At 42.7% G+C, this 19,823-nt stretch carries 21 protein-coding genes; 10 read left to right on the forward strand and 11 right to left on the reverse strand.

From position 1 onward, the window contains the following. Positions 1–22 precede the first annotated feature (22 nt). Positions 23–1,453 (forward strand): pyridoxal phosphate-dependent aminotransferase, encoded by a 1,431-nt coding sequence (locus PV763_RS06280; RefSeq protein WP_420937496.1) that lies wholly within the window; start codon positions 23–25, stop codon positions 1,451–1,453. Between the two features lie 212 nt (positions 1,454–1,665). After that, positions 1,666–2,877 (forward strand): YbfB/YjiJ family MFS transporter, encoded by a 1,212-nt coding sequence (locus PV763_RS06285; protein WP_420937497.1) that lies wholly within the window; start codon positions 1,666–1,668, stop codon positions 2,875–2,877. Here the strand turns inward: PV763_RS06285 and PV763_RS06290 are convergent. From PV763_RS06290 to icd, 3 genes are all read right to left on the reverse strand, one after another. Next, positions 2,856–3,413, reverse strand: a complete 558-nt coding sequence (locus tag PV763_RS06290) for a M23 family metallopeptidase (RefSeq protein ID WP_420937498.1) — start codon at positions 3,411–3,413, stop codon at positions 2,856–2,858. The genes PV763_RS06285 and PV763_RS06290 overlap by 22 nt on opposite strands. A gap of 143 nt (positions 3,414–3,556) precedes the next feature. After that, positions 3,557–3,697, reverse strand: a complete 141-nt coding sequence (locus PV763_RS06295) for a hypothetical protein (RefSeq protein ID WP_005252272.1) — start codon at positions 3,695–3,697, stop codon at positions 3,557–3,559. Positions 3,698–3,996: 299 nt separating this feature from the next. Beyond that, on the reverse strand, positions 3,997–5,253 hold the full coding sequence (icd, locus tag PV763_RS06300) for an NADP-dependent isocitrate dehydrogenase (protein WP_420937499.1): 1,257 nt from the start codon (positions 5,251–5,253) through the stop codon (positions 3,997–3,999). A gap of 194 nt (positions 5,254–5,447) precedes the next feature. Here icd and PV763_RS06305 point away from each other — a divergent pair, with 194 nt between their 5' ends. Together PV763_RS06305 and uraH are read left to right on the forward strand one after the other, a co-directional pair. After that, positions 5,448–6,236, forward strand: coding sequence for an rRNA large subunit pseudouridine synthase E (locus PV763_RS06305; RefSeq protein ID WP_004731551.1), 789 nt, complete (start codon positions 5,448–5,450; stop codon positions 6,234–6,236). A 118-nt stretch (positions 6,237–6,354) separates the two neighbouring features. Further along, positions 6,355–6,750 (forward strand): hydroxyisourate hydrolase, encoded by a 396-nt coding sequence (gene uraH / locus PV763_RS06310; RefSeq protein WP_044113019.1) that lies wholly within the window; start codon positions 6,355–6,357, stop codon positions 6,748–6,750. 5 nt (positions 6,751–6,755) lie between these two features. On the opposite strand, the gene PV763_RS06315 is transcribed toward uraH, so the two are convergent. Then, positions 6,756–7,469 carry a hypothetical protein gene (locus PV763_RS06315; RefSeq protein WP_044113018.1) on the reverse strand — a complete coding sequence of 238 codons (714 nt, stop codon included), beginning with the start codon at positions 7,467–7,469 and terminating at the stop codon, positions 6,756–6,758. Between the two features lie 169 nt (positions 7,470–7,638). On the opposite strand from PV763_RS06315, the gene paaI reads away from it, so the two are divergent. Then, on the forward strand, positions 7,639–8,031 hold the full coding sequence (paaI, locus tag PV763_RS06320) for a hydroxyphenylacetyl-CoA thioesterase PaaI (protein ID WP_420937500.1): 393 nt from the start codon (positions 7,639–7,641) through the stop codon (positions 8,029–8,031). Between the two features lie 76 nt (positions 8,032–8,107). Here paaI and PV763_RS06325 read toward each other — a convergent pair whose 3' ends face one another. Continuing rightward, positions 8,108–9,811: a M61 family metallopeptidase gene (locus PV763_RS06325; RefSeq protein ID WP_420937501.1), complete on the reverse strand. Its 1,704-nt coding sequence runs from the start codon at positions 9,809–9,811 to the stop codon at positions 8,108–8,110. Positions 9,812–9,986: 175 nt separating this feature from the next. Between PV763_RS06325 and PV763_RS06330 the strand changes: the two genes are divergently transcribed. The 3 genes from PV763_RS06330 to slyD all read left to right on the forward strand — a co-directional run bounded on the left by PV763_RS06330 (position 9,987) and on the right by slyD (position 13,458). Beyond that, positions 9,987–11,300 (forward strand): D-alanyl-D-alanine carboxypeptidase PBP6B, encoded by a 1,314-nt coding sequence (locus PV763_RS06330; protein WP_420937502.1) that lies wholly within the window; start codon positions 9,987–9,989, stop codon positions 11,298–11,300. Between the two features lie 252 nt (positions 11,301–11,552). Next, the gene (locus tag PV763_RS06335) at positions 11,553–12,839 is read left to right on the forward strand and encodes an NAD(P)/FAD-dependent oxidoreductase (protein ID WP_420937503.1); all 1,287 of its coding nucleotides are present in this window, start codon (positions 11,553–11,555) and stop codon (positions 12,837–12,839) included. A 136-nt stretch (positions 12,840–12,975) separates the two neighbouring features. Beyond that, on the forward strand, positions 12,976–13,458 hold the full coding sequence (slyD, locus tag PV763_RS06340) for a peptidylprolyl isomerase (protein WP_004278960.1): 483 nt from the start codon (positions 12,976–12,978) through the stop codon (positions 13,456–13,458). A gap of 166 nt (positions 13,459–13,624) precedes the next feature. Here the strand turns inward: slyD and PV763_RS06345 are convergent, their stop codons facing one another. From PV763_RS06345 to PV763_RS06365, 5 genes are all read right to left on the reverse strand, one after another. Next, positions 13,625–14,395, reverse strand: a complete 771-nt coding sequence (locus PV763_RS06345; RefSeq protein ID WP_420937504.1) for a M48 family metallopeptidase — start codon at positions 14,393–14,395, stop codon at positions 13,625–13,627. 112 nt (positions 14,396–14,507) lie between these two features. Continuing rightward, positions 14,508–14,816 carry a hypothetical protein gene (locus PV763_RS06350; protein ID WP_420937505.1) on the reverse strand — a complete coding sequence of 103 codons (309 nt, stop codon included), beginning with the start codon at positions 14,814–14,816 and terminating at the stop codon, positions 14,508–14,510. Between the two features lie 160 nt (positions 14,817–14,976). Next, positions 14,977–16,296: an adenylosuccinate synthase gene (locus PV763_RS06355; protein ID WP_004278963.1), complete on the reverse strand. Its 1,320-nt coding sequence runs from the start codon at positions 16,294–16,296 to the stop codon at positions 14,977–14,979. A gap of 70 nt (positions 16,297–16,366) precedes the next feature. Continuing rightward, complete coding sequence (locus tag PV763_RS06360) at positions 16,367–17,533, reverse strand: ATP phosphoribosyltransferase regulatory subunit (protein ID WP_004278964.1); 1,167 nt, start codon at positions 17,531–17,533, stop codon at positions 16,367–16,369. A gap of 206 nt (positions 17,534–17,739) precedes the next feature. Then, positions 17,740–18,195: an Lrp/AsnC family transcriptional regulator gene (locus PV763_RS06365; RefSeq protein ID WP_114541872.1), complete on the reverse strand. Its 456-nt coding sequence runs from the start codon at positions 18,193–18,195 to the stop codon at positions 17,740–17,742. A gap of 147 nt (positions 18,196–18,342) precedes the next feature. Here PV763_RS06365 and PV763_RS06370 point away from each other — a divergent pair, with 147 nt between their 5' ends. Together PV763_RS06370 and PV763_RS06375 are read left to right on the forward strand one after the other, a co-directional pair. Further along, positions 18,343–19,092, forward strand: coding sequence for an AzlC family ABC transporter permease (locus PV763_RS06370; protein ID WP_374952651.1), 750 nt, complete (start codon positions 18,343–18,345; stop codon positions 19,090–19,092). After that, positions 19,089–19,388 (forward strand): AzlD family protein, encoded by a 300-nt coding sequence (locus PV763_RS06375; RefSeq protein WP_374952650.1) that lies wholly within the window; start codon positions 19,089–19,091, stop codon positions 19,386–19,388. Before PV763_RS06370 ends, PV763_RS06375 begins: the two co-directional genes overlap by 4 nt. 42 nt (positions 19,389–19,430) lie before the next feature. Here the strand turns inward: PV763_RS06375 and PV763_RS06380 are convergent, their stop codons facing one another. Next, positions 19,431–19,727 (reverse strand): hypothetical protein, encoded by a 297-nt coding sequence (locus tag PV763_RS06380; RefSeq protein WP_004278968.1) that lies wholly within the window; start codon positions 19,725–19,727, stop codon positions 19,431–19,433. Positions 19,728–19,823 lie beyond the last annotated feature (96 nt).

The following is a 19,823-nucleotide window of genomic DNA, read 5'->3' on the forward strand; positions in this document are numbered from 1 at the left end:
TAAATTTGCTCAGGATTAAAAAATGTCGCAAAAAAAGAGCGTAATTTTTAAAAATCTGCTGCCTGTGATCAAACAATATCAGCAGCTTGGATTTACGCATGAAAAAATTGTTGCACTACTTCGAGATGAACATGATCTCGATCTAGTCACAACTGAGACATTTAAAAGTTATTTATATCGTTATGCAAAAGTGACCTCCACTCCTTCCGAGAACATCAAAATGCCGAACACTTTCCAAACCCCTCGCGAGATCAAGAAATCATCTAAGCTCGAGCATGTATGCTACGACATTCGCGGACCTGTGTTACGAGCGGCCATCGAGATGGAAGAAGCCGGTCACAAAATTATCAAATTAAATATTGGTAACCCTGCCCCATTCGGTTTTGAAGCACCGCAAGAAATTATCAACGATGTGGCTTTAAACCTGTCGAATGCGATTGGCTATACCGATTCCAAAGGGATTTTCCCGGCGCGTAAGGCGATCTGTCAGTATTATCAGCAAAAAGGCATTCTAGATATGCACGTCAATGACGTCTATATCGGTAATGGTGTGTCTGAACTGATCGTGATGGCCATGCAGGGTCTGCTGGATGATGGCGATGAAATGCTGATTCCAATGCCAGATTATCCACTCTGGACGGCGGCAGTGAATCTATCTGGCGGTACAGCGATTCACTATAAATGTGATGAAGAAAATCACTGGTATCCAGATATTGCTGATATGGAAAGCAAAATCACGCCGAATACGCGTGGTATTGTGATTATCAACCCGAATAACCCGACCGGTTCGGTTTACCCACGTCATGTGTTGCAACAAATCGTCGACTTGGCCAAGAAATATGACCTGATTTTATTTGCTGATGAAATCTACGACAAAATTATCTACGATGGAATCGAGCATGTTGCTGTAGCAGCTCTGGCTGGCGATCAGCTCTGTGTTTCGTTTAACGGTTTATCTAAAGCCTATCGTATTGCTGGTTTTCGTTCCGGCTGGATGGCCATTACCGGCAATAAAGCACGTGCAGCAGACTATATCGAAGGTCTGGATATGCTGGCATCAATGCGTCTATGTGCCAACCATCAGGCACAATATGCGATTCAGACTGCACTGGGCGGCTATCAGTCGATTAATGACCTGATTCGCCCGGGTGGCCGCTTATATGAACAGCGCAATATTGCCTGGGAAATGCTGAACGAGATTCCAGGAGTGTCTTGTGTCAAACCTGAAGGTGCGATGTACTGCTTCCCGAAACTGGATCCGAATGTGTATCCAATTCAGGACGATGAAAAACTGATGCTGGATTTGTTGCGGGCAGAAAAAGTACTTCTGGTTCAAGGGACAGGCTTTAACTGGCCAACACCGGATCATTTCCGTGTAGTATTCCTGCCGGCTGAAAACGAACTGCGTGAAGCCATTACCCGTGTTGGCCGTTTCCTGGCCAAGATGCGTTAATTCTTGAAATAGACAATATAAAAAACCGCGTTGATACGCGGTTTTTTATTTCTCTGAAAAAATTCAGGCTTTTGACTGATGAAATCTTAAAAATCATACGGGCTTACTTGAGCAAATTTCTGCACTCAATGGTTTCTTCTCAGACAATTTCCCCTCAATCATGAAGATTCATGTTATTTTTTGACCAAACATAAAATTCCATGAGTACACGGATGTCCTCAAACACAATGAAGCTCAGCCTTTTTCTCTGCCTTAGTATGTGCTTGGGCATTGGCATTCTTCGCTTTTCTTATACCGCGTTGTTACCTGGTACACGAGAGGCCTTTGACTGGAACACAGATTTTTCCAGCCTCTTGGGCAGTGCCAATTTGCTGGGTTATTTAATCGGTGCATTTACGGCCATGCGCCTGCCTCAAGACCGCAGCATGAGTACCTATATTCAAATTTCAGCCTTTGCCGGCATGTTCAGCCTGATGTGCTGTGCATTTTCTGGTTTTTCTGAAGTATGGTATATCGCTTGGCGGATTATTTCCGGGATCAGCGGTGGACTGATGATGATCTTATCGCCGAGTGTGGTTGCACAGTGCTGTGAACTTCAAGACCGTCTTAAAATCAACTTTATTGGTTTTAGCGGAATTGGACTAGGCGTTTTAATTGCGACCCTGTTTCTGCCTTATCTGGATCAAATTTCCATACAGACGGCCTGGCTAATCTTATGTGGTTTTGCTTTGCTTATCTGTATCGTTTTAAGTTTACTGATTCAGAAATTTAAGCCGTATTTGTCCGCACAAGCCCCTTCGGTTATCTCTACTCTATCTTTGAATAGCGTCTTTTATAGTTTATTGACGGTTTACGCCTGTAGTGCTTTCGCCTATATACCACATTCACTCTTCTGGATTGATTATTTAAGCCAGCAGTTGGGATTGAGCTTGTTCTGGATTAATTTCAACTGGATTCTGTATGGACTAGGTAGTGCTTTAGGCGCCTTGAGTGCTTATGCACTGGCCAGAAAATGGGGTAATTTTGCTGCCCTGAAAATTCTTTATAGTCTTTATATTATGGCTATTTTTATTGCGACTCTAGATGCCAGCCCATTGCACACTTTTAACTCTTCCTTTTTCACTGGGATGCTAAATCCGGCTGTGGTCTTCCTGACCTCCTATACCATTTTGCAACTGTATGGACTGGCTTATAAAAAGCTCTGGAGTATTGCTACCTTGTGTTTTGCCTCGATTCAGCTGATCGGTGGACTCAGCTTTAGTGCGCTGCAATATTTTGGATTGAGCTATCATCAACAGTTCATACTGGCCACATTGGTTCTTTTATTAGGAACATTGCAATTGTTCTGGTGTACACGTCCTGCCAGACTCAAGCCTGAACAACAAACTCAGCCAGTGTCTGCTCATGGAGAAGGAACTAAATAAGGATAAGGATTGGTTGCTCCTTGCCCACCCAGATAAATCCCATAATGTAAATGCGGTGAGGTATTTTTGGCATTACCTGTATTCCCCACATAAGCGATGACTTCACCTGCCTCAACCCAGTCGCCTTCCTGAATATGTTCTGCATAGTCATCCAGATGTGCATAATAATGTTGGCTCATATTTGGACCGGTCACCCAGATGATTTTTCCACCCAGATTATTGGTGCCAATCCTACGCACAATCCCTTGGGTCGCGCTAAATACTGGCGTACCACGTTTGGCAAAAATATCCGTCCCTTCGTGTTTACGACCTGCACTACGCGCTGCTCCCCAAGTATCATTAATTTGGCCAACTCTGACGCCTTCAACCGGAATCTGTAGCGGAGCTTCTAACTTGGTTCTCTGTAATTGCCAATATAGATAAGGGCTTTTCCAACCGGCTGCTTCACCTGAAGGCGGTGGCTGACAGGCAGTTAGTAAAAAACCTATAGATAACAGTAAGCTTATAATCCGAAGAAATTTCACCAATATTCGCATCAAATTAAATAGATGACTTTTATCTTAATCATCACGGCCTAATTTAAAGTCACAATCCTGTTATTTTTAGTGATGAGTTTATATTAGCCTCCAAATAACAAAACCCTCAAATGAGGGTTTTGTTATTTCAGGTGGATAGGAGATTATCTACGTTTTTTAGCACGAGATGGTTTCGATGGTTGTTGCTGTTGTTGCTGTTGTTGCTGTTGCTGCTCTTCATTCTGAGCATTGTCCTGCTTATCTTTTTGTTGGACCTGCTTATGTCTCGCTTTAGCTTTAGCCATGATTTACTCCTTTGGAGAAACGTCTCTATATCACTGGAAGTTCCATTCATCACTGTAACGTTTATACAAAATAAGCCAATCGCTGAGCTGTATCCAAATACGTCAATGTAATACAAGCTTTAGTAAGTCGTTCAGCTTAGAACGAATCATTTCTAGGCTCATTACACTTCTTACATGATCTTGCAGCCTGATACTTATTTTAACGTTTAGCTCTTATCTGTTCAGACTTTGCCTGGAAATAAAACTATAAAAAAACCCGCAATTACTACGGGCTTTAACTCATAAATTGCTTCGCAATTTCAGGTATCCATATTAGCAATAATCGCCTCACCAAACTCGGAACAACGAAGTAAGGTCGCCCCTGGCATCAGACGCTCGAAATCATAGGTCACCGTTTTTGCCGCAATCGCACCCGAAATCCCCTTGATGATCAGGTCGGCAGCTTCTGTCCAGCCCATATCACGCAACATCATTTCAGCAGACAAAATAATCGAACCCGGATTTACTTTATCTTGTCCGGCATATTTAGGCGCTGTGCCGTGGGTTGCCTCATAGACTGCAATCGAACCGCCAATATTGGCACCTGGTGCAATTCCGATTCCACCGACTTCCGCGGCCAGCGCATCAGAAATATAGTCACCATTTAAGTTGAGTGTCGCAATCACAGAATATTCTGCTGGACGCATCAGGATTTGCTGCAAGAAGGCATCTGCAATGACATCTTTAATAATAATGTCTTTGCCTGTTCTTGGATTTTTGATTTTAACCCACGGACCACCATCTAAAAGCTCACCGCCAAAACGTTCCAGCGCAACTTCATAACCCCACTCTTTAAACGCCCCTTCGGTGTATTTCATGATATTGCCTTTGTGCACCAAGGTCACACTCGGCTTGTCATTCTCAATGGCAAATTGAATCGCTTTACGTACCAGACGCTGGCTACCTTCTTTGGAGACAGGTTTGATTCCGATTCCACAATTGTCTTCAAAGCGGATGTTGGTTACACCCATTTCTTCTTTCAAAAACTTGATAACCTTTTTCGCTTCCTGAGAATCTGCTTTCCATTCAATACCGGCATAAATATCTTCTGAATTCTCACGGAAAATCACCATATCGGTCAGTTCCGGATTATGTACTGGCGAAGGTACCCCTTCAAACCAGCGCACCGGACGTACACAGACATATAAATCCAGTTCCTGACGTAAAGCCACATTCAAGGAACGAATACCACCACCGACTGGCGTGGTCAGTGGACCTTTAATCGATATCACATAATCGCGCAGTGCTTCGAGAGTTTCTTCAGGCATATAGGTGCCGTAAATTTTGTCAGCTTTTTCACCGCAGTAGACTTCCATCCATTCGATGGAACGCTTCCCGGCGTATGCTTTTTGCACAGCAGCATCTACCACAGTTCGCATTGTTGGTGTAATATCTGCACCAATTCCATCCCCTTCGATAAATGGGATAATTGGATTATTTGGTACGTTGAGTGACAGGTCTGCATTAACGGTAATTTTGGTACCATCCACAGGTACTACGATTTTTTGATATCCCATTATTAGTATTCTCCCGGATGCCGCTGACAAATCTAAAATAATTGCCAATTAGGCAATACTTTCAACTGTTCTTAACGCATAATATTCTAATCCAGATTTGTTGTTTTTGAGATTTATACGGGAAATAACTAAATTTCCCTTTTAAATAAACCTCTACATTTTTTAAATTAATGTAATTATAGAAGTTATTTCCTATGAAAATCGTCATTCTAAACAAACCTTATGACGTCCTCTCCCAATTCCGTGCGGATGAAAAGCACCCAACCATGGCTGATTTTGTCAACGACAAAGATTTACGTCTTGCGGGTCGTTTGGACATGGACTCAGAAGGTCTGGTTTTCCTCACCGATCACGGTGGTCTCAACCAATATATCACCAATCCTGCCAATAAAAAGTTTAAAACTTATATGGTGCAAGTGGAAGGTGATGTGACCGAAGAAGCACTTGAACAGCTTCGTAAAGGCGTTGAACTGAAAGATGGCATGACGCTTCCTGCACGTGCTGAAAAAGTATCTGAACCGGAATGGTTGTGGGAGCGTAATCCTCCTGTACGTTTCCGTGCCTCTGTTCCGACGTCTTGGGTTGAGATTTCAATCTGTGAAGGTCGTAACCGTCAGGTTCGTCGTATGACATCTGCTGTCGGCTTCCCTACACTGCGTTTGATCCGTACCAAAATTGGTGAGATTGATTTGGTTCGTATGGGATTGCAACCGGGTGAAACCAGAGAAATTGAACCATTACTTTATCCAGACTTCCAGAATGTTCCTGCGGAAGAACCATACCGTTCACGCTCTTATGTGAAAAAGCCGGGTGGTACGGGTGGTAAGCCAATGGTTCGCAAGAACAAAGATGGTTCTGTGAAAAAGTCTGGCACCAAACGTATCTGGCAAATGGATGAAAGTGAAAAGCCGCGTCGTAAGACCAATGGCACAACTCGTCCAAATACCAAAGCACCACGTGGTCGCGGCCGCGGTCGTGGCTAAGTTTGAATAGATTCAATCAAGCTCACTTCGGTGGGCTTTTTTTATTACATAACTTAAATATTTTTTTATTTTTCAATCTATTAGAATTAATTAAAGTATTCATTTTAATGTGAGTCTCATGAAAAAAATAATTTTCGCTTTAGCTGCGACTTCCCTTTCAACTTTTGGCTTTGCCAATCCGCTGAGTGTGCATGTACTTAATCAGGAAACCGGCCTACCCTCTGCTAATGTCACGGTCACCCTAGAAGCTCAACAAGGTGAGAAATGGGTCAAGCTCAATGAAGCCAAGACAGACAGTAATGGTCGTATTAAAGAATTTTATCCTAAAGACACCGCGTTACAAAAAGGCGTTTATAAAGTAACGTTTAAAACGAGTGATTGGTTTAAGGCCAATAATCAACGGACGTTCTTCCCTGAAGTGCCGGTAGTTTTTGTGATTGATGGCACGTTGGAGCATTACCATATTCCACTGTTATTAAGTTCTTATGGCTATTCAACGTATCGGGGGAATTGAGTTTATTACTTATCAATCATGTTAGATTCAAGTTCATAAAATGGATGCTTAGATTGATAAATATATGTTTTTAGTAACTTCTTATAGTCTCTTCCATTTTTACTCTGATACTCAATTATAAAATCAGCGTCAACTTCTTTATGCTTATTTAATTCATCTAATTTCGTTTGGTCTAGTTCAAACTTAATATGTTTAACCTCACTAGCTAAAAATTTATTTTCTTTAGCTATAACTGCGTTTTTTTCACCTGATTGTATTTTAAAATCAAACGCATCTTCACCCAAGTTTTCGATTATCAAATATAAGTTCGCATAACAATTAATAGTCATTTCCTTATTTGAAAATACAGTCCTAACTCTAGAACTCAATATAAGAAAACGTGGTTCTAATGTTTTTTGTACTTCTTGTAATTGAATTTTCTGAATTTCACCAAGTTGTTTTTGATATTCAACACTTTCTTTCATTTCCTGGATTTGGAGCTGTAATGCTCTTTCCTGTTGTTCTAATGCTTTTGTATTTTGCTCTAGCTGCTTACCTTGCTGCACATAGCCTAAAATCAGCCATAAGAAAGCGATAGGTGCAACTATACCTGCAAGAAAATCACCTAATTCATTTAAAGATGTTGGATTTTTCAAATCACCAAAAAACCAAAATAGAAAAATTACAGCTAGCCATACAACTGTAATTCCAATGCCACAATTTAAACTTTTCTGATTCATCTTCTAATAATAAAAAAGCCATTCCTAAATATGGGTTTTACCTGCTTTTTCTTATGTGTGCAAACAAGATTTCTGACTCTGCCCTCTTGTCATTCTGACTATCTAATGCTATTTATGATTCATATATTTAATAATTTAAAATAAAACGTATCTTAAAAGGAGTTTTGTAATGGATCAGCAAGTCAGCCAGATGTTTAATCAGGACCGGTTAATTCAGCATCTTGGTGCTCATCTGGTTTCTTATAACCACAATTATGCAAAGATCGAATTAAAGGTGACTGAACAGCATTTACAGGGTCATCAGACCTGTAATGGTGCCGTGATTTTCGCATTGGCAGATGCAGCCTTTGCCATTGCCTGCAATACCGGTGAACATCCGGCAGTCGGTCAACATTGCGGTATTCATTATTTAAAACCGGGCTTGCTTGGCGACACACTGACTGCTATAGCAGAACATAAGGCCAGCAGTGGCCGTAGTGGCATTTATGATATTCAGGTGATGAATCAACATAATCAAATCGTGGCGGAATTCCGCGGAACTTCACGACTGATCATTAAATAGATTTGCTTTCAACATGCACTTCAATAAAAAACCGGTGACGATGCACCGGTTTTTTAAATTAAGAATAATTTCGGATTTAAGCTTTAAGCCATTTCTCGGCTTTAGCTGGATCTTCCACTTTCAGTTCAACTTCGGTCAGTTCAGAACCCGCGGCTTGAACTTCAAAACTCATCAGCTCATCACGACGGAATGCATACACTGTAAAAGTACCTTGCTGTTTTGCATAGCTTTCAACAAGTTTGGTCGTTGCTTTTAAGCCATCAATTGCAATAATGACATCATTGGCAGAAAGGCCAGCGAGTACAGCAGCCCCATCACGACGCGCAGATTGAACTAGAACACCTTCCGGCTTATCTGCCAGTTTTAAACCGAATGGCAAAGACTTGTCATTTTTCAGGCTATAACCTATACCAAACTCAGGGAAAAGCTGATCCAGTGGCAACTCATCTGTGGTATTGATCAAATGATTAATCTGTTCTGACCAATCATCTCCTGTCAGTTCTTTACACAATTCAAAGATCGTTCGTTCATGCACCTGAATACCATTTTGCGCATTTTCATACAAACGGCGCATTAAGGCATCCAGACTTGAACCACGTAAACGCAGCCCCAAATCCAGGCACAGTGCAACTAGACAACCTTTGTTGTAATAGCTAGTACCCGCATTATTCGAGTTTTCATCCTGACGGTAGAATTTCACCCAGGCATCAAAACTGGATTCAGACACTGACTGAATCGCACGTCCCGGATTTTGCAAATAACGGTCAATCTGTGCTTTTAACAAAGCAATATACGATTCCTGATTAATCACGCCACTGCGCAGCAAAATCAAATCATCGTAATAAGAGGTAAAACCTTCAAAGATCCACAATAAAGAAGTATAGCCTTCTCTGTTTAGATCGTAGTTAACGAAGTTTTCAGGACGAATAAACTTTACCAACCATGAATGGAAATATTCATGGCTACATAAGCCCAAGAAACGCTGATAATCTTTCGACGGTTCTTCAGGTTCATTGGCTTTCGGCAAGTCATCACGCGGTGAAATCAGGCTGGTCGAGTTCGGATGCTCCAGACCACCATAGCTATTGCCGGTTGCCATGGTCATAAAGGTATAGTTTGCAAACGGCGCCGAACCAAACATTGAAATTTCTGTGGCACAGATTTTTTCAATATCCTGCTGCATACGCGCCGCATTCATGGCATGTTTACCGGACACCACAAATTCATGTGGAATGCTATTTGCTTCAAAACTGAAACGGGTTTGTTCTGCCAGCTCAAATGGCGCATCAATCAATTCGGCATAGTTTTTGGCTTTGAGCGTGAAACGGCCTTTGACCAGACTTTTAGCTTGCATGCCGGTTGCCAGCTGAAAATGCTTTAATTCATCTGGCAGGAAAATTTCCAGCTCAATTTCTTTATTTTCCTGACCTTCTAGCCCCAGACATGCACAAGCCGGGTTCACGTAGAGACGATTTTGATCCACATACGCACCACGAACGGACAGGTCATAGGCATAGACATCATATTCAACCGTAATCAGTTCATGATCAGTATTGAATAAACGCCATTTGTTCTTTTCAAATTTCTGGATCTGTAACTGGCGCCCATCTTCATCATAGGCTTTGAGCGCTTCAATGTGCTTGGAAAACTCTCGAATCAGATAGCTTCCCGGAATCCAGGTCGGTAATGACAGGACTTGGGTCGGGTCCGCAAGAAAACGAACAGTCACGTGAATAAGATGCTGACGATAATCGTCAAATTCAATTTGATAATGCAACATAATGAACGATATAAAATTAAAATAAATGAGATATAGCTTAGCTTAGCATTTTTTAAGCCAGTATGGTTTAGCTGTCTTATTTGTCTACATTTACGACTAGCTATCTGTATAAAAAAGGCATAGCATGCGTGAAAATTAAATCGTTCAACACCCAGCGGGTTATCAAGGAACACCATTGAAATACATCATCTCACTGATTGCGGTTTTCAGTTTATTTATTTCTGCATTTTCACATGCTGCCCTACTCAATATTGTGCCTGAAAGCGTTGAAGCTGAAGCCTGGACCATTCTGGATTCACAGTCCGGTCAAGTCATTGCAGCGCACAATGCCGACGTTCAGCGTGCTCCGGCTTCGCTGACCAAAATGATGGTGGCTTATATTGCCTTAAAGGAAATTGAGGCCGGGAAATTAAATAAAAATGAAGTTTTAACCGCGACCTCTGTGGTAAAAACCGTGATGTGGGATGAGTCACAGATGTACCTGAAAGAAGGTGATCAGATTTCAGTCGATCAGCTTCTGGCGGGCTTAATTATCATGTCTGCTAATGATGCCGCAGTCACGCTGGCTGAGAAAATTTCGGGTGGTATTCCGCAGTTTGTTGAACGTATGAATCAGGAAGCCAAAGCGCTGGGCATGCAGCATACCAATTTCCAGAATCCGGCCGGCATTACCATGCCTGAGCATTATTCGACTGCCGCCGATTTGGCCAGACTGTCTATGGCGGTGGTGAATGAAACTCCGGATTATCTGTATTATTCCAAGCAGCCAAGCTTTACCTACAATCAGCATTTTCATCGTGCGACCAACCGTGTGCTTCAGGTCGATCCAACCGTAGATGGTTTAAAAACCGGTTTTACCCGTGCGGCAGGCTACAATCTGGCGCTGACAGCCAATCGCGTCACAACAGATTTTGAAATGCCAAATCGTCGTCTGATTGTAGTGGTACTGGGTACTAAAAGTGCCGCAAAACGCGCTGAAGTATCACATAAGCTGATGAATCTGGCTTATACCTATACCCGTAATGAAGTAGCGATCAAAGATCAACAGCTCCTTGCTGAGTTGCCTGTAATTAAATCCACCTTAAAAATGTTTAAGGTGCAAACCAAGCAACCGCAGATTATTACCACTTCTTTATATGATCAGGGCTACAGTATTGACCTGAACCAGTTTGATCAGGCAAATCAGCGTGTCATGCTAAATACAGGTGATGGCGTTTTAAAAAGTATCGAGCCACTACAGGAAACCCAGACCCATATCAATGTTGAAGTGAAAGCATCTGAACTCATTGCACCCTTGGCCACCATGATGCCTTTGGCGACCATTCAGGTTTATCAGAATAATCAGTTGATTCGCACCATTCAGATTGAAGATCATGTCGAAATTGAAGAAGCCAATCTGTTTCAGAAATTCTTTAGCTGGCTACAAGGCTTATTTAGTTTGTTTTCAGACAATACGCGAAGCGTAAAGCTTTATCCTTTAGATAGATAATAGCGCTAAATCTCAAGTAATTTCCCTTTAAGCTAGAAGATCTACTCGCTGATCTTCTAGCAGATTTCCCGCCTATTAATCTCACCCTCCCATTGCTTTCTCAAAGCAGCAACACTTACCCGCCCTCACAGAATTGCTACGTTTTGTAATTTGTATAACAATTTTAATCAAGACGAGTTTTAGCGCATGCCATAGTATATTTTCTCTCTATTTCTCTTATTTTTATTAAAAAAATAAACAGGTTAATCATATATGACAGCACATAAGATCGTGATTGTGGGTGGTGGTGCCGGTGGTCTGGAACTGGCGACTCAGCTGGGTGAGAGCTTGGGTAAAAGCGGTAAAGCCCAGATTATTCTGGTCGATCAAAAACTGACGCACATCTGGAAACCGCTGCTGCATGAAGTTGCTGCGGGCACCTTAAATCCACATGAAGAAGAAACCAATTATTTTGCCCATTCAGCTACACATCATTATGAATTTGTCTTGGGCACATTCACCGGTCTGGATCGCGAAGCTAAACAGATTGTGGTCGAAACAGAATATTTCTCCAAAAAATCCCAATCCAAGAAAAAACAGCGCATTGACTATGACACCCTGGTACTGGCCTTGGGTTCTACCTCGAATGACTTTAATACCGAAGGCGTCAAACAGTTCTGTCATTTTCTCGACAGCCGTCCACAAGCTGATATCTTTCAACAGGATCTGTTGCATCTCTACCTGAATGCTCAACATGAAGCTTCGAGCCGTGAACTGAATATCGCGATTATTGGCGCCGGAGCAACCGGAGTAGAACTGGCAGCTGAACTGGTGGAAGCCAAACACAATTTCTTTAAATATGGCTTAAACAAAGTTGACCCGAAGAAAGTCAAAATCACCTTAATTGAAGCGGCAGATCGCATTCTGACTGCACTCTCGCCGAAAGTTGCTGAACATACCATGCAACAGCTGGAAAAATTCGGTATTGAAGTTTTGACCAGTCACCGCGTAGCCAAAGTTGATGAAGACAAGATTTATTTTGCAGATGGCTCAAGCCTGGATGCCGAGATTAAAGTCTGGGCTGCCGGGATTAAAGCACCTGAAGTCTTGGCACAACTGCAAGACATGGAAAAGGACAATATTAACCGCCTGAAAGTCTATTCCACCCTGCAAACTAAATCTGACCCAGACATTTTTGCTTTCGGTGACTGTGCTCACTGCCAACCTGCTGCAGATGAACCCGTCTTGGGCCCACGCGCTCAAGTCGCTAGCCAACAGGCCAATTTTCTGGCCAATGCCCTGAAAGCACGGATCAATGGAGAAAACTATTTACCGATGTTTAAATTTTCCGACAAAGGCTCACTGATTTCCTTAAGCCAGAATAAAGCCGTCGGGGAACTACTCGGTCAGGTCAATGTGCAAGGCTTTGTTGCTAAATCGATGTACGTTTCCTTATACCGAATCCATCAGGCGACCATTCATGGTTATGCACATGCCGGCATTCTCACGGCAAAAGATTTTGTTACACGAAAAATTTCTCCAAAGCTGAAATTGCATTGAAATTCCAGAATTTGGCCCAATCAATGAAAAAATCGTCAACAAAATTGTCAAATTGCGTTTTTTTGCTAATTTTAGTCTACAAAAATGCAATTTCACTTTATGATGTACCCTTAAAAAATTGAATGGATCAATTAACATGACTGCTATTGCAAATAACCTCGTGGTTTCTTTCCACTACACATTGACTAACGCAGAGGGTGAAACTCTCGACCAATCTCAAGGTGAACCACTTGCCTATTTGCACGGTGCAGGTAACATCATCCCAGGTTTAGAAAATGCGTTAGAAGGCAAAACTGTAGGTGAAAAATTCACTGTAAACGTTCCTGCTGCTGAAGGTTATGGCGAATACAATCCTGACCTCGTTCAAGAAGTTCCTGCGCAAATGTTCCAAGGCGTAGACAACATTCAAGCAGGCATGCAGTTCCAAGCTCAAACTGATGACGGCGTGCAAATCGTAACTGTTAAAGCAGTTGAAGGCGACAATGTTGTTGTTGACGCTAACTTCCCACTTGCTGGTCAAGACCTGACTTTTGAAGTTGAAATCGTATCTGTTCGTGAAGCTTCTCAAGAAGAATTAGATCACGGCCACGTACACGGTGTAGGCGGTCACCAACACTAAGATCTTTTGATCTCGAGTGAAAAAAGGCAAAGTCTGACTTTGCCTTTTTTATTGCCTGAAAATAGCCCGCAGAATATTAACCATCCAATTAGCTATAAAAAAAGCAGAGCCATTGCCCTGCCTTTTCAATCCGATCTAGCTTTCCTTTTAAAGGAGGATCATCAAATTATCTGTTCTGGTTATAAATCTGCATAGCGGCTGGCAGATTTTGACGCATTGCGGCAATACGTTGGCTGCTTGATGGGTGGGTCGATAAGAACGCCACACCGCTGCTGCTTTGCTTACTCATTTTTTCCCACAGGGTAATGGCTGCATTCGGGTTATAGCCAGCACGCGCCATCAGCATTAAACCACCTTGGTCAGCACGGCTTTCCAGATTACGCGAGTATGGCAAGCCAATACCGATCTGACTACCTAATTGTGCTGCTGCAGCGCCACCTTGACCTACACCTGCTGCATTTAAGCCAATACCCAAGGCCAGATCAGTCAGGGCTTGAGCACCGATTTTCTGCTTAGAATGCTCTTCTAAGGCATGCACCATTTCATGCCCCATAATCGCTGCAATTTCAGCATCGGTCAGATTCAGCTTCGTCACGATACCAGTATAGAATACAACCTTACCACCTGGTGCAACAAAGGCGTTGACCTGATCAGATTTGAGCACAGCCAATTGCCACTGGAATGCTGTACCAGTTTGATTCATCTGGTTAGCAATTGGCTTCAAACGGTTAAATACATTATTAATCCGTTTATAGGTGGCTGAACTGGTATCCAGTTGACCTTTATTGCGCGCATCATTGACCATGGCATTATAGCTTTGGCTCGCGGATGCATTTAAGGTCGCAGAATCGGCCCCAGCAATATCGGCAATGGTGGTACAACCTGATAATGTGACGACTGTAGCAGCCGCCATACTCAATAAAAGTTTATTCTTCATTATAATTTACTCCGCCTTGACTCAAGGGCAATTTACATTGTAAAAATTATAAGTGAAAGCGTGCAGCAGCTAAACGTTTAATTTATTCATCTTCTTATAAATTATGTAATTTTTAAGCCAAATACTGTATCGCCAACCAATAAATCAGACAAATAATATTGAGGCCCAAGTAAACCTGACTCAGTGGTTTTATTTTCTGTTCAAGTATTTCATCTTTACGTTTGAAATATAAAAAAGCATTTTGCAATAAAATAATAGGCACTAAAACACAGGCAATAATGACACTCAGACCAATCAGTGCCGCATAAATCACCTCGGGATTTTGGGTTTGCGCACGAATAATCATCATGGCAATTGTTGGCGCCCCGCCCATCGCGAATAACAATGAATAAAACATGGTCGCCGATATATTTTTTTGCATCCTGCTGCTCATTTTTCTTTCTTTATATACCACTATGTTAAAGCACATCACGCTACATTACCGATGCAACTTTAGTCTTGAAATACCTGCATAAATTCAGCATATAAAAAAACCCATCCGGAGATGGGTTTTTATCATTCAAGCTTTAATCAAATAAAGATTAAGCATCAAACGGGTGACGAAGAACAATGGTTTCTTCACGGTCTGGACCTGTTGAAATGATGTCGATTGGACATTCAATCAATTGCTCAAGACGTTTTACATAGTTCAATGCAGCTTCTGGCAACTGATCCAGTGATTTCGCACCAAAAGTTGACTCAGACCAGCCTGGCATAGTCTCGTAAATCGGTTTTAAAGTTTCGAATGCAAGCGCATCAGAAGAACCGACACAACCAGAATCTGCAGCTTCATAACCCACACAGATTTTCACTTCTTCTAAACCGTCAAGAACGTCAAGTTTAGTCAGGCAAATACCAGAAAGTGAGTTTACATCAACTGAACGGCGTAGAATTTCAGCATCGAACCAGCCACAACGACGTTGACGGCCAGTAGAGGCACCAAATTCATTACCAATCGTACCGAGGTGTTTACCAATCGCATCACCTGTGTCATTTGCAGCGTCATACACCAACTCAGTTGGGAATGGGCCAGCACCTACACGCGTTGTGTACGCTTTAGTAATACCCAGTACATAGTCAAGGTGCAAAGGACCCAGACCTGAACCAGAGCTTACGCCACCAGCAGTGGTATTCGAAGAAGTTACATATGGATATGTACCGTGGTCAACGTCAAGAAGTGAACCTTGCGCACCTTCGAACATGATATTGTCACCGTTTTTACGGTAGTTATGCAATTCAGTGGTCACGTCCACAACCAGTGGCGCAACAACTTTACGCCATTCGTCGCACAGTGCCAGCACGTCTTCCAGTTTAACTGCTTCAACACCGTAGTATTCAGTCAGCTGGAAGTTATGGTAGTCCAGAAGTTCAGTCAGCTGAGCAGTAAGATGTTCACCACCACGTACCAGGTCAGCAACACGTACTGCACGACGCGCTACTTTGTCTTCGTATGCAGGACCGATACCACGACCTGTCGTACCAATCTTCGCATTACCACGTTTTTTCTCACGCGCCTGATCAAGTGCGATGTGGTTCGGAAGAATCAATGGACAGTTAGGAGAAATGCGTAAACGTTCTTTAACAGGAACGCCTTCTTTTTCAAGAATGTCCATCTCTTTGATGAGCGCTTCAGGAGAAAGAACAACACCGTTACCAATTAAGCACAATACGTTTTCACGTAAAATACCTGATGGAATGAGGTGTAAGACAGTTTTCTTACCACCAACCACAAGAGTGTGACCTGCGTTATGTCCGCCTTGATAACGAACTACCGCTGCCGCTTGATCTGTGAGCAGGTCGACGATTTTACCTTTACCTTCGTCGCCCCATTGGGTACCAAGTACCACAACATTCTTGCCCATAATAGCCTCATTACATCATGCTGTTAAAGTTGAAAGCCCCGCTCAGCGACATGAACACTGAGCCAAGCAGTTAAATCGTTTTGACTGTCCACTCACCATTCGCATTCACCAGCTGGTGCGTTGCATATGGAATCGAGTTTAAATCATCATTACCCAGTAACTGAATTACACTTAAGCCTTGTGCACGAATGTTCTGAATCGCATTCAGAAGTTCTGCATCAGTGCCTTTAGGTGCAACCACGACCTGTACCGCATCAAACTGACCTGCGCTTAAAGCATATAAGTCACAAGAGAAACCGGTTGCCGGACGGGCACGGCCAAAATGTTCACCAATGCCATCATAACGGCCACCTTGTGCCAGTGCAGCTGCACGGTTCGGTGCATAGACTGCATACATCAGGCCAGTATGATAATGGTATGAACGTAATTCAACCACATCAATACCAATACTCAAGTTTGGCCAACGGGTTTGAACTTCATCTTTGGTGGTTTGCAAGACATTAAAAGCTTGCGTGAATGCTGGATTCGCCAACACTTCAGCACTTAAATGCGCTTGTAATGCATCCAGGTCGCTGGCATAGCGTCCAAGGGCATAAAAATCCTGACCAAATTTGAGGTCTGCCGTGAATTCTTCTAATTCTGGCAAAGCCTTGCGCTGGTATAAATCAGATAATTGCTGTTCAGCGACTTTGTTCAAGCCTGCCTGAGCCACCAGACTGCGGAATAAACCTACATGACCTAAGTCCAGATGGATACCATCTGCCAGACCTGTCTCCTGAATCAGACTGATCATCAAGTCGACCATTTCCACATCGGCATCGATGCTGTCTGAACCAAATAGCTCTGCACCCAACTGTAGTGGTGCACGTGAGGTATTAAAGCCGCGAGGCTTGGTATGCAGAACGGTTCCTGCATAGCAATAACGTGCCACACCTTCCACTGGATGTACATGCGCATCAATACGAGCCACTTGTGGTGTCATATCGGCACGCACACCAAGCAAACGACCAGAAAGCTGATCGATGACTTTAAAAGTGGCTAAGTCTAAATCTTGATTCGATTCTGAGAGAGAAGATAGAGATTCGATGTATTCAATGAATGGCGTGTACACCAGCTGATAACCTCGAGATGCAAGGAAATCCAGTGATTTACGGCGCAGACTTTCAATAACTTGCGCTTGTTCTGGTAATACATCAGCTACACCATCAGGTAATAACCATGTCTCTGAAATGGGCATGTTGTAAACCTAAATTCTTGTCAGCGCGGAACGAATCCGCATAAAAAAATCGGGAGCACACCCGATTTCTCCTAGTCTAGCACGATAGTTTTGGCTGTGCATCGCAAATTTTATAATTTTCGCTACCTGATGAAATCAACAACAATTGTGTCAACTATCAGCGTTTTAATGCACATTCAAAACAAATAGCATGAAAAAATCAGGCATTAAACCAAAGGCAATGCAGTGGTACTTTTGACCGTTTGCAATGGAATTTCAGTTTTTACACTTTGAATGCAGGGAATTTGGGTTAAATGGTGAATCTGAAATTTACGATAAGCATCCAGATCAGCCACTACAATTCTTAGAAAGAAATCACAATCGCCCGCCATTAACTGGCACTCGACCACCTCTGGCATTTCCTTGATCGCTTCGACAAATTGATCGACCACGGCAGCCTCTTGAGACTTGAGCCAGACACGTGCAAACACACTCATCGCCAAATTGACCTTTTGCGGATTCAGCAGCGCGACATATTGCTCAATCACACCATCATCTTCCAGCTGTTTCACCCGTCTTAAACAGGGTGATGGCGACAAGCCAATTAATTGAGCCAGTTCATTATTTTGCAGTTTTCCATTCATTTGCAGCTCATGCAAAATGCGTTTATCTATTTGATCCATATTTATACTTTGGCATTTAAAACCCTTTAAATTCAATTTAGCGCAATTTAATTTTAAATAAAACGTAAATCTCTTTCATTACAACAGCAACTAGCCAGAATATCGCCATAAAATATGGTCTAGTTTTGCAGTACCCAGGTCATTTCCATGCTTTTGTTCAGACAAAGCACCGCAGCGGTGGTTGTCCCTACCGATTTCAGCGAATTTCAACGTGGCATGAAAGATTCTATCCCCATGCTTTTGGGAATTATCCCCTTTGCGCTGGTGCTGGGTGCGACGGCGGTACAGAAGAATTTCAGCTTGCTCGAAGTGCCATTACTGACCGGTTTGAACTTTGCCGGCGGTTCTGAATTTGCCATTCTGGAAGTCTGGAGCAGTCCACCAAATTTACTCATGCTGATGTTCATTACCTTTCTGGTAAATAGCCGGCATCTGTTGATGGGCGCCAGTTTGGTGCCGTCTTTAAAGCATCTTCCGAATCTTAAAGTTTTTCCGGCGCTGTTTTTTATGGTCGATGAAAGCTGGGCACTCGGTCTGGCTGATGCACAAAGGAAACAGGCGCAACTGGGTTATCGTGCTGCTTTTAGCATGCCTTATTATGCTGGCCTGTGTTTTTGCCTGTACTTGATGTGGGTCGGATTTACCACACTCGGCGCCATGCTTGGGCCTGTATTAGGCGACATCAACCGTTTTGGTTTTGATATGGCCTTTCCTGCTGTATTTCTGGTGTTACTAAGAAGTATGTGGAAAGGTTTTGAGGCTGCCCGGCCATGGCTGGTCAGTTTAGTCTGTGCGGCTTTGGCTTATTTATATTTACCTGCGGGCTGGTATGTGCCGATTGGTGCCTTGTCTGGAATCGCTTCGGCATTTTTCCTGATTCAAGAAGATCAAACATGATCCAGATGAGCACCTTGGTGGCCATTCTCCTGATTGCTGCGACCACCTATTTAACCCGGATCTTGGGCTATGTCTTATTAAAAAATAAAACGCTGACACAGCGCCAGCGTAAAATTCTGGAAGTAGTCCCCGGCTGCGTGCTGATTTCAGTGATTGCACCCTATTTTGTACGCGACCATCCTGCAGACCTGATCGCCTTGGCTTTAACGCTATTTGCCGCTACACGTTTTGGATTATTACCGACCGTCGCCATCAGTATGGTTTCTGCTGCAATTTTAAGAATTTTAATAATCTAACGCTAGAAAAACCCCTTTAAATGATCTCTAAAGGGGTTTTGTTTATTTCTGTGGATCAACCACTTTGGTCAGCAAACTGACCAGTTCGGCATTTTGCAATTCAACCTGCTGAAGTTTGGCTGTGGTCTGATCCAGCACTTCCTGCTGCACATGCATTTTTTTGGCTAGATCCTGCATGATTTCCAGGGTCTTTTTTAAATTTTCTTCCAGATGCACGATTTTTTCTTCGACTGGCACGCCTTCCACGCTACGTGGCTCATCACTCTGATTAAACTGCAGCCAGATCAGAAAAATTACCGCCAAAGTCAGCAGTATAATAAATCCCCAAACCACCATCATGTGCTTGCTCTTATTTCATTTTATTGTCTTTATCTTAACGAAAAATGCTGCAGATAACGTAAATAATTCAGCCTCAATTCCTGATTTTCGATCAAT

It is taken from the genome of Acinetobacter sp. AS5 (assembly GCF_048957595.1).
In the GTDB taxonomy this organism is placed as follows: Bacteria; Pseudomonadota; Gammaproteobacteria; order Pseudomonadales; family Moraxellaceae; genus Acinetobacter.